Source organism: Calidifontibacter terrae (assembly GCF_054778835.1).
In genome coordinates this window covers 220,865-234,404 of record NZ_BAAGZF010000006.1, presented here as the reverse complement: position 1 = coordinate 234,404, position 13,540 = coordinate 220,865, and the positions used below count along the sequence as shown (strand labels likewise).

Here is a 13,540-nt window from a genome sequence, read left to right as displayed (position 1 = left end):
TCGCTCAGTCCTTCGCCTCAGACCAGCTGCGCATCACCCGGGTGTCGGCGACGAACCGCACCGGTGACCCCTGCGACCAACGCCGGGCGGCGTCGGCAAGGCCCTGATCGACGGCCGCGGCCACTGCTGGTGCCTGCTCCTGTGGCGCATGCACCAGCAGTTCGTCATGCAAGCAGAGGACGATGCGGGCCCCGAGCGGCTCAACAGCGGCGCGTACGGTCAAGGCCCAGGCCTTGAACAGTTCGGCGGCCGCACCCTGCACCACCGCGTTGCGGGTGAACCGGCCGCGGGCACGCGCGGCCCACACGTCGCCGGTGGGGTCGACTCCGACGGGCACCCGACGGCCGCCGTACGTCGTCACTGCCCGTCCTGCTTCACCCTCGGCGGCCGCCTTGCGCAGGAACGCCATCGACACCGGATAGCTGCGTTCGAACTGCGCGACCACCTGTCCGGCATTGCCGGAGGTCTGGCCGTACATCGCCGCGAGCATGGCGATCTTCGCGGACGGTCGATCCACCCCCAGCTCCGTTGCGACGCTGGCGTAGAGGTCGTCCGCGCGGGTCGCGGCCGCGAGTTGCGGATCGCGGGCGACGACCGCCAACACCCGCGGTTCGATCTGACCGAGATCGGCTCGTACGAAAAGGTGCCCGGGCGCGGCGACGATGCCAGGTCGCAGCGGGGTGGGCAGGCTGTGCAGTCCTGACCCCGCGGTCATCCGGCCAGCCCCACCATCGGAGGCCTCCCACTCTCCGCGCAGGCGATCGTCGGCGCCGATACAGCTCGCAATCCAATGCCAGCCGTACGTCGTGGCGATCCGTTCGGCCTTGCGCCACGTCAGCAGGGCATCCACCAGCGGTGAGCCCGCGCGGTAGGGCTCGAGGTGCCAGGCTCGGGTGTCGTCGACGATGACCCCAGCGCTGCGCAGGGCTTCTCGCACGGCGGCCGGGTTTCGCAGGTCGAACGGTCGTCGCCCTGGCGCGCGGCGCCAGACGATCTCGTCTCGCAGCCGGCGGTTGGCGACGGCGTCCTCCTCGGTGGCCGGCCGCGGTCCGGCAGCCGCACCGATCAACTCTTCCAGCACCTCCCGGTCGACCGGCAGACCCTCGTTCGCCAACTCCACCGACAGCAGCGCGGCGCCGGATTCGCTGATGGCGCAGGCCCGCTCACCGACGCGATCCCACAACACCTGTGCCTGGCGGCGCGCGACGGTCAGCGCCGCCCGAGCGTAGGCAGCGCGGTGATCGGGGTCGGTCAGCCGGGCGGGGGAGCCGGCATCGGGTGGCAGCGCCACACCGTCGCGGATCGGCAACGACGGGGCCTGGCTGGCGAAGAGATCATCGACCGATTGCTCCGGCTCGGCCACCGGTTCGAGCCCGAAAACGGTTGCCCAACAGATCGCTGGGTCGTCGCTCGAACCACCGGCGACGAGCCGGTGCACGGCGGCGACGTCCCAGCACCGAGCAATGGGCAGGAGCCGAGCCAAGCTGCGTACGTCGGTGGCACGCCACCACACGTAACGAACCTGCGGACTCATAGCCGCTACCGCGGCCGCGGCATCGGGGTAATCACTGACCTGCTCGTCACCCGCGAACGTCACCCTCCCGTCCGGGCCGCAGACCACCGCACACAGCGAACCCCGCAGCAGTCGCTGCGGGGTTGCCGGTGGTGGAACGTCGCTCAGTGCTGGCCGCCGTCTTGGGGCTCCCAGCCGGACTGACCCTGCTGACCTTCACCGTTCGCATCGATGTTCTTGGCCTGGGTCGCGGCATCCGAACCGGAGGTTGCATTGCGGATGTCGTCACGGCTGACCGCCTGAGTGGCGGCATCGGATACGTCGCCCTGGCCGTAGCCCTGCTGGTTCGGCTGCTGGCTCGGCTGCTGGCCGTAGCCCTGCTGACTGGACGACTGGCCGTAGCCGGCCTGGCCCGGCTGCTGGCCATAGCCCTGACCGGACGGCTGGCCGTAGCCCTGCTGGCTTGGCTGCTGCTGGCCATAAGACTGACCGGATTGGCTCGGCTGCTGGCCGTAACCCTGACCGGACGGCTGGCCGTAGCCCTGCTGGCTTGGCTGCTGCTGGCCATAAGACTCACCGGATTGGCTCGGCTGCCGGCCGTAACCCTGCGGGTTCGACGGCTGCCCGTAGCTCTGGCCCGAACCCGGCTGGCTCGGCTGGCCGTAGCCCTGCTGGCCGTAACCCTGCGGGCTCGGCTGCTGGCTCGGTTGCTGGCCCGCCTGCTGTCCATAACCCTGCTGACCGGACTGCTGACCGGACTGCTGACCGCCGTACGGGGTGCCCTGGGAAGGCGTGTGCGAACCGGGCGAGACACCAAACGAGCCGGGGGTGCCGTAGCCGTCGCTGTAGCCGCCGGTCTGCTGGCCGTACTGGTAGCCGTACGGGTTCTGGGCCTGGGCGGGCTGCTGGGTCTTGCGGCCGCGCAGGAACATGAGCACGGCGCCGACGAGGCCACCGAGCAGCATCAGCAGGCCGAGGATCAGAACCGGGGTGCGCCAGCTGCCGCCGATCTTGTCGGCGCGGTTTCCGGCGTAGACGTCACCCTTGATGTTCGAGCAGGTCACGGAGTATTTGCCAGCCGGCAGGCTGTCGGGCGTGCGCGCGATCTCCCAGTACTTCTTGCCGGCTGCGGTGACCGAGTAGTCGGCGCTCGGCTGGTTGAAGACCTGCGTCTTCTGGTCGACAGGGGTCGAGCACTGCACGCTGGCGCTGCGGTCGCTCTGCTGCGTGCTGTACACGGAGAACCCGTCGCTGTTGGAGGCGATCTGCTGACCTGAGGTGAACCCGGCGAGCTTGACGCTCGGGCTAGACAGTGCGCTGATCAGAACCAGGATGAGTCCCAGGACGGCGACGGCCGCAGGGATCGCGATCAGGGCCTTCTTGGAGCCGGAAGAGTTGGACATGGCCACCAAACTATCCCATCGGGGCTGGTCACCTCGGGTTCCCGTGATCGGGGCCGCCCGGTTCTGGCTGTAGGCCCGCGCGCACCCTGCCCCACAGTCCGCTGAGACCGGCGATCCGCAGCGGAGACACCACGTGCGAGAGGTCGAGCCGCGCGACGAGGTCTTCGGGGAGGTCTTCGATCGGTTGACCGTCCAGACCGAGGACGATGAGGGCCGCCACACCGCGGATCAGGGGAGCCGTCGCCGGCACCTGAACGGCCACCCGGGCACGTCCGTTTGCCTGTCCGACAGCGACCTGCACCGGGCTCTGGCACTCTCGCACCACTACCCACTCATCGGTCGTGTCCGCCGAGGGCAACTCGTCACCGAGCTCCACCAGCCACTGCACTCGATCGCGGGACGAGAGGCTGACGGCTTCGGACAGCAGTTCTTCGATTTCGGTCAAGGGTTCGCCTCTCGAAGGTCGGGTGCAGCGCGTCGGGCTGCCATCATGGACCCATGTTCGGACACAAGAACTCCCAGAAGAGCAAGGCGCCCGTCAAGCTCGACAGCGGACCCTTGGGCGCTTCCGCGCTCAGCTTCGCCGATCGACTCATCACCGTCGGTATTGACGGCAAGGCGACCTTTGACTCGGCCGACAAGGTGGCCTCAGCAGCGCTGGCCAAGCATGGCGGCAATGTCGACAACGCGATCAAGGAGATCATCTCCGATCACCGCAAGCTTGCCGGCGCAAGCGGATTCGTCACCGGTCTCGGTGGTTTCGTGACCATGGTCGTCGCGCTGCCGGCCAACGTCGCCGGTTTCTATCTGTTGGCAACGCGGATGGTCGCATCGATCGCCCGGGTGCGGGGCTACGACCTCCGCAACGAGTCGTTGCGCTCGGCGATCCTGCTGACCTTGGTCGGCGCGGACGCCAATGATTTGCTGAGCAAGGCCGGGGTGGTCTCGACCGGGCGGTTGGCCAGCCTCGCCACCAATCGCCTTCCGCCGCCGGTGCTGATCGTGGTCAACAAGGCGGTCGGCTTCCGGTTGGTCGGTCAGGTCGGCGAGAAATTCGCGACCCGGCTCGGCAAGGCGGTGCCGTTGGCGGGCGGATTCATCGGGGCAGGAATGGACGTCTGGATGCTCCACAAGATCGCGGACAATGCGTTGGTGCAGTTCCCCGCGAACCGTCCGGTCTGATTCACCGGTTCTTAGCTATACCGGTTCTTGTCTCGCTGTATTGATCCACATCTGCTGAATGGCGATCACGTTCTCCACAGCCGGTGAGCGACCACAGATTGAGGGCACACCAGATGGTGTGCCCTCAATTTATGACTGCTGCTGCCGATTCTCCGGGCGTTCGACCCTCACCCACAACTGCTCGACTTCCCGCCTTGCAGGGAGTTGCGGAGGCGATTGCCTACGTGCCCTACCAACTGGGGTTCACCCCGGAAAACAGCGTGGTCCTGATTCTCCTGGAGGGATCCGGGTTGCTGGGTGTCATCCGATTCGATCCGTTCGATGACCCCGCCGGTGTTGCCAGACTGGCGACCATTGTGCGTCGGTCGAGGGCGCGAACGATGACCGACGCGATCGTCGTCGGCTATGGGCTAGAGCCGCAGATCGCGGCGTGCGTCGAACTGACCGCGCTGACTCTGCAGAACTCCGGGCGCGCCGCCGGTCACCTTGTCCTGGTCGAGGAGGAGCAGTGGTGCGCCCTGGAGTGTGGCTGCGGCGAGTGTCCTTCGAGCCTGCGGCCGCTGCCGGACATCCGCAGCGCGCCGGTGGCTCTGGAAGCCGTGCTGCGCGGCGGGCGACCGGCTGCCAGTCGGCGCGACGTCGAGACGCAGGCGGCAGCGACGAGCGCGGAGCGGCTCCGCGCGCGACAACTGCGCGCCCTGCTGGAGCATCCTCCGTACGGCGGCGCGGACCATGGGGCGCCTCCGCCGTCGCCGCCGCCGTCGTGGTCGGCCATCGTGCAGATCGTCACCGGGGCGTCTCCGGTCGCCGAGGTTCCCGACGATGTGCTGGCCGCCGCGACCGCATCGATACGCACGGTCGCGGTTCGCGACACGGTGCTGGCCTGGGTGGCTCCCGACGGGTTCCCCCCGACCCTGCTGCCGTTCGGGGTGCAACCCTTGACTCAGGCCGCGTCCGAGTGTGGGTTGTCGATCTCGCCGGAGGGCGCGGTGGAGCGTTTGATCAGGTGGGCGAACAGTATTCCGGAGGGCGAGTCCGCCCCGCTGTGGAGCATTGTCGCCGCCCACGAGTGGGCGGCCGGCGGGGGAGCGATGGCCAGCATCGCGATCGGCCGGGCGCTGACCGCCGACCCCGACCACACCCTTGCCCAGCTGATCGCGCGCTGCCTGGAACACGGCATCACGCCCACGGATTCGGCCGGTTGACCGCGCCCGAGTATCGCTCGACTCCTAGCCGATTCCTCGGTTGGTTCTCACCGGTTCTCGCCGCTTCTCGACCGATGAACAGCCCTGGCAAGGCGCCAGAAGCCGCTGCTAAAGTCGGTGTCGTCAAGAGTCCCAGCGACAAGCCCCGGCTTGCTGGGCGGCAACCCTCCACCGCGCGTGGGGTGCCCCGGGTGAGGACAAGGTCGACGACCCCGAAAGGTCTCGGCAAGGCGCGGGGGCTGCTCGGTCCCCGGTTTCCCGGAAGGACTGACAGCGTGCCCGATCTCCTTGACGATCCCTTCGCCAACCCGGCACTTCGTCGTGTCGAGATCGGCACTGTGGCCTTGGAGTCGGGCGTTGACCTGCCCGGTGTCGTGGTCGCGTACGAGGCCTGGGGTGTCCTTGCTGCCGACGGCAGCAATGCCGTCCTGGTCGAGCACGCCCTGACCGGTGATGCCCACGTGGTCGGTCCCGCCGGTCCCGGTCAACCGACCCCGGGCTGGTGGGACGGTCTCATCGGTCCCGGACTCCCGCTCGACACCGACCGCTTCTTCATCGTGGCCCCGAATGTGCTGGGTGGCTGTCGCGGCACCACTGGCCCCCGGTCGATCGCGCCAGACGGCCGACGCTGGGCTGATCGTTTTCCGGCGATCACGATTCGCGACCAGGTGGCCGTCGAGGCTCTGCTGGCCGACCAACTCGGAATCACTCGCTGGCATCTGGTGCTGGGCGGGTCGATGGGCGGGATGCGAGCGCTGGAGTGGGCCGCGGGGGAGCCGCAGCGGTGTGCGGCCGTGTTGGCGATCGCGACCACCCCGGTGGCGACTGCCGACCAGATTGCCTGGGGGCAGGCGCAGACACTCGCGATTACCGCCGACTCGAACTACCTCGGTGGCGACTACGCCGACGATGCGCCACCGGCCGTCGGGCTTGGCATCGCTCGACGGATTGCCCACACCACTTACCGCAGCGCCCACGAGCTGGATGCCCGATTCGGGGTCGAGCCCCAACCGGGCGAAGACCCGCTCGGCGGCGGACGGTTCGCGGTGGAGAGTTATCTGGATCATCAGGCCGGGAAACTGGTGCGCCGGTTCGATGCCTCGAGCTACGTCTGTCTCACCCGAGCGATGGCCACCCACGACATCGGTCGGGGGCGTGGTGGTGTCGATGCGGCCCTGGCCGCCTACGACGGTGACCTGCACCTCGTGGCTGTCGACAGCGATCGACTGTTCCCGCCGGTGCTGTCGCAGCGAATGGCACAGTCGAGCGGCGCGCCACTGCGGGTCATCGTGTCGGACTGTGGTCACGATGGATTCCTGGTCGAGCGCGACCAGATCGACGAGATCGTGCGAGATGCTGTCTCGCCCGTTGTCACCTGGCATCAGCGTCGGGTCGGGTAGCGTCGGATCCGCGATCTCTAGCGGAGGTGACGATGTCCGTCGTGGTTGGTTTTTTGGCGACACCCGAGGGTGAAGCCGCCTGGGTTGAAGGTGCCCGACAGGCCAAGGCCCATGCGGTGCCGCTGGTCGTGGTCCCCCTGGATGAGCAAGCGGCCCATCGAGCCGCCGAACGGCCCCCGGAGCCCGAGGTTCAAACAATCGTTGCCGGCGCTCTTGGGGGTCACGACCTGACCGATGCCTTTCTGGAGTTCGCCGAGCAGGTTCCGGCCACGATGTTGGTCATCGGACTGCGTCGCCGCAGCAGCGTCGGCAAGCTGATCCTCGGATCCAACGCCCAACGAATTCTCCTGGATTCCGGTGTTCCTGTTCTCGCCGTCAAAGCGGGATGATCTGCGCAATCGCGGGCCGGGAACAGGTTCGCGACACACGGCGTTTCGCTGACGGAGCATGTGTCGTTTTATAATGGTTGCAGACGATCGCGCAGCCCTCCGGGCCTGACCCGAAGTGTGACCGCGAATTTGCTTGAAATCCCCACCGATGCGCGCGCCGCGAGGCGTCACGTCGTGCTGTCCTCAGCCGGGGATGCCAGGCATCCGAATGTGATGGAAGGTAGTTGGTGACGTCCGTGTCGAACACCGCTTCGTCGGCTCTCCCGCAGGAGTTTTCCGAACCTGCAATGCAGGAACTGCTCACGACCGGCAAGGCCCAGGGTTCCGTCAGTGGCGACGCGTTGCGCTCGGCCCTGGAGTCCGTAGAACTCACCCCCGCCCGGATGAAGGCGGTGTTGCGCGCCCTGGAACGTGAGGGCGTCACAGTCGAGGTCGCCGGCACCAAGGCGGTGGCAGCCACCTCGGGAACGGCCAAGAAAACCGCAGCGAAGAAGACCCCTGCGGCCAAGAAGACGGCCGCGAAGAAGACCGTTGCGAAGAAGGCGGCGCCCGCCGCTTCGACCGAGGCCGACGAGGTCGAGGTCGAGGCAGCCGCGACTCCGGCGGCGAAGAAGACCGCCACCAAGGCAGCGACTGCGAAGACCGCTGCCAAGAAGACCGCTGCGAAGGCGCCGGCCAAGAAGGCAGCCACCAAGAAGACTGCTGCCAAGAAGGCAGTCGCCGATGACGCAGAGGCCGGCGAAGCAGAAGACCTCACCGCCGAGGACCTCGACCTGTCGGCCGACACCGCCAGCGATGGCAAGGACGCCGACGCCAAGGACGAGAAGTCCGGCAAGGACGAAGAGACCGACGGAGCCACCTTCGTCATCCGTCAAGACGACGAAGAAGACGCGCCCGCCCAGCAGGTGATGGTCGCCGGCGCCACCGCTGACCCGGTCAAGGACTACTTGAAGCAGATCGGCAAGGTCGCCCTGCTGAACGCCGAGCAGGAAGTCGAACTCGCCAAGCGGATCGAGGCCGGTCTGTTCGCGGAGGAGAAGCTGAACTCCGGCGAGAAGATCGACATGACCTTCAAGCGCGAACTGTGGTGGATTGCCCAGGACGGCAAGAAGGCCAAGAACCACCTGCTCGAGGCCAACCTGCGACTGGTCGTCTCGCTGGCCAAGCGCTACACCGGTCGCGGCATGTTGTTCCTCGACCTGATCCAAGAGGGCAACCTGGGTCTCATCCGTGCGGTTGAGAAGTTCGACTACACCAAGGGCTACAAGTTCTCGACGTACGCGACGTGGTGGATCCGCCAGGCGATCACCCGCGCGATGGCTGACCAGGCCCGCACCATTCGTATCCCGGTTCACATGGTCGAGGTCATCAACAAGCTCGCCCGTGTGCAGCGCCAGATGTTGCAGGATCTTGGCCGTGAGCCCACTCCGGAGGAGTTGGCCAAGGAACTCGACATGACCCCCGAGAAGGTCGTCGAGGTCCAGAAGTACGGTCGTGAACCGATTTCGCTGCACACCCCGCTGGGCGAGGATGGCGACTCCGAATTCGGTGACCTGATCGAGGACTCCGAGGCCGTTGTTCCGGCCGACGCGGTGAGCTTCACCCTGTTGCAGGAGCAGTTGCACTCGGTCCTGGACACGCTGTCCGAGCGTGAAGCGGGCGTCGTCTCGATGCGCTTCGGTCTCACCGACGGTCAACCCAAGACGCTCGACGAAATCGGCAAGGTCTACGGCGTAACCCGCGAGCGGATCCGTCAGATCGAAAGCAAGACGATGAGCAAGCTGCGCCACCCGTCGCGCTCGCAAGTCCTGCGTGACTACCTCGACTGATCCTTCAGTCGATATGACCGAGCCCCAGCCGTCAACGGCTGGGGCTCGGTTCGTTCAGTCGAGGTCATCGGGCTCGTTCCGGCGCCGCCCAGGCAAGTAGCGCAGCGCCGAGCGGGGGGCCACCGCGGCCAAGACTCGCCGTCGCCAGGAGGCATTGCGGCGTACGGATTCCACGACGACCTTGGAGTCCTCGTGGACATCAAGGCTGTCCTCGGGGCGGGCATAGCGAGCTCGTTCCAGCGTGGCCGTCGCGCGTTGCAAGGCGCCATCGGCTGCGCCGGAAATCCCAGCGGTACGGCGGTAGTGCGCCAACTGCGCCCGCGGCGAGCTGGGACGCGGGCGGGGGACGCCGAGGTCGGCCAGGTCGTCCTGGAACTGGGTCCACTCGATCTCCGCTTGGCGCTGGGGGTTGTCAGCGGCGGATCGCTCGCGGCTGCGGCCCCAACGCGACAGCGCCGGCAGCAGAGCACCGAGCGCACCCAGGACGAGGGCGACGAGCACCACCCAACCCAGCCCCTGCCACCACTGCGGGTGGGAACCGCCGGCTGCCGCAGTGGGCGCGGATGTAGTCGATGTGGCCGCCGAGCTGGCCGTAGAGCTGGTGACGCTTTTGGAAGTGGCGGTGCCCTGGGTGTTGCGGGAGACCGAGGCGGTGCTCTGGGCGTACATCGGCACGTCACCAGACCGCGACCCCGGTGTCGGCTCGAACCGGGTCCACCCCATGCCCGGGAAGTACAACTCGGGCCAGGCGTGTGCATCGGCCTGCACCACGGTGAAGGTCCCAGATGTGTTGGGGGTGCCCGATAGGAAGCCGAGCGCCATGCGGGCCGGGATGCCCTCCAGCCGCGCCATCATGATCATCGCGCTGGCGAACTGCACGCAGTAGCCCTGTTTGGTCAGCAGGAAGTTCGTCAACGGGTCGACATTGCGCCCTGTGGCGTCCTTGCGGGTGGGCGCGAGCTGTAAGTCGTAGGAGAAACCGCCCTCGCCGCGGAACCAGTCCTGAATATTGCGCGCTCGATCGAACTTGTTCGTCGCCGGCGCGACCTGCCGCAGCGCGGTGTTGAGCGCCGGGATCGCCCGTTGCGGAACCAGCAGCTGCTCGGGGAAATCGGTCACTGCGGCGTTCGACGACGGCCGGGCGGCTGAGCCGATGATCGGATAGGTGACCGCGTAGTTCTGGGCGGCGCTGCGCGGATGGATGACCGATGTCGACGGCTCGTAGGTCCAACTACCCGGCATAGACACGCGCACCGGCGGCGCGGGCGCGGCGATCTGACCGGCTTGGAGGGTGCTGCTGTCGATCGTCACCTGTTCGGTTCCGAACCTCGAGATGTCGTCCATTCCCGCGGGTGGAATAGGCGAGTCGTTGCTGCCGACCCGAGTCTCGGGCTCGGTGCGTTGATTCCACACCCCGTTGCTGTAGTCGCTGGCGACGAACACCCGCAGCACCGCGGGGCTGATTTCGGTGGAGCGGTAGGTGAGCACCGGCTGCTTGGAGTTACTGACCAAGCTCTTGGCGAGGTCGGCGGTGCTGCTGAGCCCGACGCCGGCGCGGGCGCCGCTGCCGCTACGGCCGAGGCCGTCGCCGATGAACTGAGCGCTGTTGCTCGGCAGAATCGGCGGCAACAACAGCGCCCCGATGATGGCCAGGGCGGCTGCGATCCGTCCGGTCGAGGAGAACGCGGCCAGACCGATCCGGTCGGCCAACGGCGATGGCGTCGTCGGCCGGGTGCGGTTCGTGGCCCAAGCGCTGATCCTGGCCCACTCATCGACCGCCAGGAGCAGCAACCACGCCCCGGCTGCAGCCGCGAAGTAAAGTGGCGCCAGCCCGTCGACGGAGTTCGCGGCGCTCACCAAATAGATCGACATCAGGGGCAGTCCCGCCACCGCGGGGCTGGCGAGGCTGACCGCGATGTACTCGGTGAGCACCGCCAGCAGGCCGACGAACAGCACAACAGCGGCGGTCAACCCGGTCGTCTCGGGCGCCGGCGCGGCGTACGACCGGATCGTGTGGTCGGCCTCGTTGGCCAAGGTTCGAGCGACATCAAGGGCGCCGGAGCCGGAGGTGCGGACGTAGAACGCCCAGACGGTGGCGCCGACCGAGATGACCTGGGCGGGCAGCAGCAGGACCTCGGGCAACCGAAGCAGGCGCCAACAGATGGCGAACACCGTCGTGCCGAGAATGAGGACCACGAGGTCGCCGAGCCAACGGTTGCCTTGGATCAGGGTGGTCAGCGGCCAGGCGGCAACGATCGTGGCGAGGGCCGCGAGCACGGAGCGACCGATCTGAGCTCTCACAGGGAGCCCACCCGGATCAGCGAGCGGCGGCTGATTGCGGTCCACGCCGCGGCGATCGTCGTGGTGTCGTCGACCTCCTGGATCCGCCAGCCGGCGGCTTCCAAGCCGTGCGGGTGCAGCGGCGGTTCGATGGGCCCGAAGGTGTCTGCCCGGAGCACGAATCCCAGGGCGGGTGATCCCGCGCGGCGCAGCCCGGCGACGCGATCGACGTACGAGCTCAAGTGATCGCCGAGCGCCGCGACGATGGTGCTCCCGGTCGAGCCGACGTCACCGGCGGTCGCCAGGACGCGCTCGAATCCAGCGTCGTCCCCGGGCTTTGCCCGGGCCAGCCACAGGTGCACCTGGTCAACTGACATCGCGGCTGCGGCACGATCGGCATCCACGGTCTCCTGGGTGACCAGGTGAATGAGGTAGCCCAGGTCGTGCATCCGGACAGCGACCGAGGCCAAGGCGCTGATCGCCCATTCGAACGACGATGACTCCGGGGGACCGGCATGTACGTTGGCGCGGCTGTCGAGCACCAGCGTGCAGGACCGCAGGGACGGGCGATCGGTCTGTCGAACCATGAGTTCGCCGCGGTGTGCGGTCGCCGGCCAGTGCACCTTGCGAAGGTCGTCACCGTCGGCGTAGGCCCGGATGCTCATGTCTTCTTCGCCGTGCAACGCGACCATCGCCGGGGCGCTGCCGTCTTGGCCCGAGCCGGCGCCGGGTGGCCGCTGGGCGCCCAGCGGCACGATCTTCGGCAGCACGGTGACCACGTCCTGTCGGTCGATGGTGACCTCGCGGGTGGTCACTCGGAATGGATCGGTGATCGTGATGTGAACAGGGCCGACCAAGTGTTCACCGCGCACCAGGGTCGCCACGCCATAGTCGACCTGCTGACCATCGCCGGGGCCCATCGCCGCGAGCACGAACCGGCGAGGGTCGCCGAGAACGTAGGCGACGTCCTCTTGGGCCAACCCGGTGCGGGTGCGGCGACGATCGTTGTTCTGGAAACGAACGCGGACCGCGACGCGGTCACCGACCGACACCACCGGCGGCACAATTTCCCGCTCGAGGTGCACGCGGGCGGCTCGGCGGCGCGCCAACAGCAGGCCGACGACGGCCAGGAGCAGCAGCAAGAGGCCGAGGCGGGTGATGTCGGGGTAGCCCAGAACCAGGCCGCAGACGAAGAGCGTGACGCCGGCCGAACAAAAGGCCCGGCCACGTCCGGTGAAGCGGGATCTGCGGGTCACGGCTTGCTGCCGCTGGGCACCCGTACGCGGTGGGCGAGTTGCTCGAGCACATCGGAGGAGCCGTGGGCGAGGTGTTGTTGGTCGGCCGACAGGATCACCCGGTGCGCGAGCATCGGGACCACGAGTCGCTGCACGTCCTCGGGGATGACGTGGTCGCGGCGGTCCAGCGCCGCCGCGGCGCGCGCCGCGCGTAAAAGACTGAGCGCGGCGCGCGGGGAGGCGCCCAGGCGCAACGCACTGGTCGTACGGGTCGCATGGACCAAGTCGATGATGTATTGCTGCAAGGCCGGGCTGGCGTAGATCCGGGCGACTCGGCGGGCGGCGGCGGCGATGGTCGCCGCGTCGGTCACCGGGCGCAGCGCCTGCAGTGGGTCGGCGGCGGCGTGGGAGTCGAGCATGGCCAGTTCGGCAGCTGGGGAGGGGTAGCCCATCGAGATGCGGGCCATGAATCGGTCCCGCTGCGCCTCGGGCAGCGGGTAGGTGCCCTCCATCTCGATCGGATTCTGCGTCGCCATGACCATGAACGGTCGGGCCATCGGATAGGTGTGGCCGTCGATCGTGACCTGGGCTTCTTCCATGCATTCCAACAAGGCCGACTGTGTCTTGGGGGAGGCGCGGTTGATCTCGTCGCCGACCACGATGTTGGCGAAGACCGCGCCCGGGCGGAACTCGAAGGAACGGCTGTCCTGGTTGAAGACGCTCACTCCGGTGATGTCGCTGGGCAGCAAGTCCGGGGTGAACTGGACGCGTCGCATCGTGCAGTCGATCGAGCGGGCGAGCGACTTCGCGAGCATCGTTTTGCCAACGCCGGGGACATCCTCGATCAACAGGTGGCCCTCGGCCAGCAGCACGATGAGTGCGATGCGTACGGCGTCGGGTTTGCCCTCGATCACCTGGGAGACCGCGCCGTGGATGCGATCGGCGACCTCGTGGACCTGATCCAGCGAGAGGTCATCGATCTGCTGCGGCGCAACGGTCGTCGGGGCAGCGACATCGTGGCGAGGGGCATCCATCCCTCGATCCTGCCTGATCAGGTCACCGGACGGGTGCCCTGCTGGGAAAACCTGGGGAACTGAGGGCAGT

The 13,540-nt window shown here is 67.7% G+C and carries 11 protein-coding genes and 1 riboswitch; of the genes, 5 read left to right on the top strand and 6 right to left on the bottom strand.

All coding sequences use genetic code 11. The features are described 5' to 3' along the window. Nucleotides 1-4 precede the first annotated feature (4 nt). From ACYU98_RS09330 to ACYU98_RS09320, 3 genes are all read right to left on the bottom strand, one after another. A complete protein-coding gene (locus ACYU98_RS09330) occupies nt 5-1,597 on the bottom strand; it encodes a DNA polymerase (protein ID WP_460467934.1) in 1,593 nt (530 codons plus the stop codon). An 80-nt stretch (nt 1,598-1,677) separates the two neighbouring features. Then, a complete protein-coding gene (locus tag ACYU98_RS09325; protein ID WP_460467933.1) occupies nt 1,678-2,916 on the bottom strand; it encodes a hypothetical protein in 1,239 nt (412 codons plus the stop codon). A 28-nt stretch (nt 2,917-2,944) separates the two neighbouring features. Then, nucleotides 2,945-3,361 carry a SufE family protein gene (locus ACYU98_RS09320; protein ID WP_460467932.1) on the bottom strand — a complete coding sequence of 139 codons (417 nt, stop codon included), beginning with the start codon at nt 3,359-3,361 and terminating at the stop codon, nt 2,945-2,947. Nucleotides 3,362-3,414: 53 nt separating this feature from the next. On the opposite strand from ACYU98_RS09320, the gene ACYU98_RS09315 reads away from it, so the two are divergent. The 5 genes from ACYU98_RS09315 to ACYU98_RS09295 all read left to right on the top strand — a co-directional run bounded on the left by ACYU98_RS09315 (nt 3,415) and on the right by ACYU98_RS09295 (nt 8,921). Further along, nucleotides 3,415-4,098: an EcsC family protein gene (locus tag ACYU98_RS09315; RefSeq protein WP_460467931.1), complete on the top strand. Its 684-nt coding sequence runs from the start codon at nt 3,415-3,417 to the stop codon at nt 4,096-4,098. A 131-nt stretch (nt 4,099-4,229) separates the two neighbouring features. Beyond that, nucleotides 4,230-5,303 carry a DUF4192 domain-containing protein gene (locus tag ACYU98_RS09310; RefSeq protein WP_460467930.1) on the top strand — a complete coding sequence of 358 codons (1,074 nt, stop codon included), beginning with the start codon at nt 4,230-4,232 and terminating at the stop codon, nt 5,301-5,303. A gap of 121 nt (nt 5,304-5,424) precedes the next feature. Then, nucleotides 5,425-5,542: riboswitch (SAM riboswitch) on the top strand. 36 nt (nt 5,543-5,578) lie between these two features. Beyond that, on the top strand, nt 5,579-6,703 hold the full coding sequence (gene metX / locus ACYU98_RS09305; RefSeq protein WP_460467929.1) for a homoserine O-acetyltransferase MetX: 1,125 nt from the start codon (nt 5,579-5,581) through the stop codon (nt 6,701-6,703). Between the two features lie 32 nt (nt 6,704-6,735). Further along, the gene (locus ACYU98_RS09300; protein WP_460467928.1) at nt 6,736-7,092 is read left to right on the top strand and encodes a universal stress protein; all 357 of its coding nucleotides are present in this window, start codon (nt 6,736-6,738) and stop codon (nt 7,090-7,092) included. Between the two features lie 287 nt (nt 7,093-7,379). Next, nucleotides 7,380-8,921 carry an RNA polymerase sigma factor gene (locus ACYU98_RS09295; RefSeq protein WP_460468355.1) on the top strand — a complete coding sequence of 514 codons (1,542 nt, stop codon included), beginning with the start codon at nt 7,380-7,382 and terminating at the stop codon, nt 8,919-8,921. Between the two features lie 54 nt (nt 8,922-8,975). Here the strand turns inward: ACYU98_RS09295 and ACYU98_RS09290 are convergent, their stop codons facing one another. From ACYU98_RS09290 to ACYU98_RS09280, 3 genes are read right to left on the bottom strand one after another with little or no spacing between them, the layout of a single operon-like run. After that, nucleotides 8,976-11,222, bottom strand: a complete 2,247-nt coding sequence (locus ACYU98_RS09290; protein ID WP_460467927.1) for a transglutaminase family protein — start codon at nt 11,220-11,222, stop codon at nt 8,976-8,978. Continuing rightward, the gene (locus tag ACYU98_RS09285) at nt 11,219-12,457 is read right to left on the bottom strand and encodes a DUF58 domain-containing protein (protein WP_460467926.1); all 1,239 of its coding nucleotides are present in this window, start codon (nt 12,455-12,457) and stop codon (nt 11,219-11,221) included. The genes ACYU98_RS09290 and ACYU98_RS09285 overlap by 4 nt, the downstream gene beginning before the upstream one ends. Continuing rightward, nucleotides 12,454-13,470, bottom strand: a complete 1,017-nt coding sequence (locus tag ACYU98_RS09280) for an AAA family ATPase (RefSeq protein WP_460467925.1) — start codon at nt 13,468-13,470, stop codon at nt 12,454-12,456. Before ACYU98_RS09280 ends, ACYU98_RS09285 begins: the two co-directional genes overlap by 4 nt. Nucleotides 13,471-13,540: the final 70 nt, after the last annotated feature.

What these genes read in the sequence shown, in the direction of transcription:
- ACYU98_RS09325 (WP_460467933.1), bottom strand. Translation starts at nt 2,916, where the DNA reads ATGTCCAACTCTTCCGGCTCCAAGAAGGCCCTGATCGCGATCCCTGCG.
- ACYU98_RS09315 (WP_460467931.1), top strand. Translation starts at nt 3,415, where the DNA reads ATGTTCGGACACAAGAACTCCCAGAAGAGCAAGGCGCCCGTCAAGCTC.
- ACYU98_RS09310 (WP_460467930.1), top strand. Translation starts at nt 4,230, where the DNA reads ATGACTGCTGCTGCCGATTCTCCGGGCGTTCGACCCTCACCCACAACT.
- ACYU98_RS09300 (WP_460467928.1), top strand. Translation starts at nt 6,736, where the DNA reads ATGTCCGTCGTGGTTGGTTTTTTGGCGACACCCGAGGGTGAAGCCGCC.
- ACYU98_RS09295 (WP_460468355.1), top strand. Translation starts at nt 7,380, where the DNA reads ATGCAGGAACTGCTCACGACCGGCAAGGCCCAGGGTTCCGTCAGTGGC.
- ACYU98_RS09280 (WP_460467925.1), bottom strand. Translation starts at nt 13,470, where the DNA reads ATGGATGCCCCTCGCCACGATGTCGCTGCCCCGACGACCGTTGCGCCG.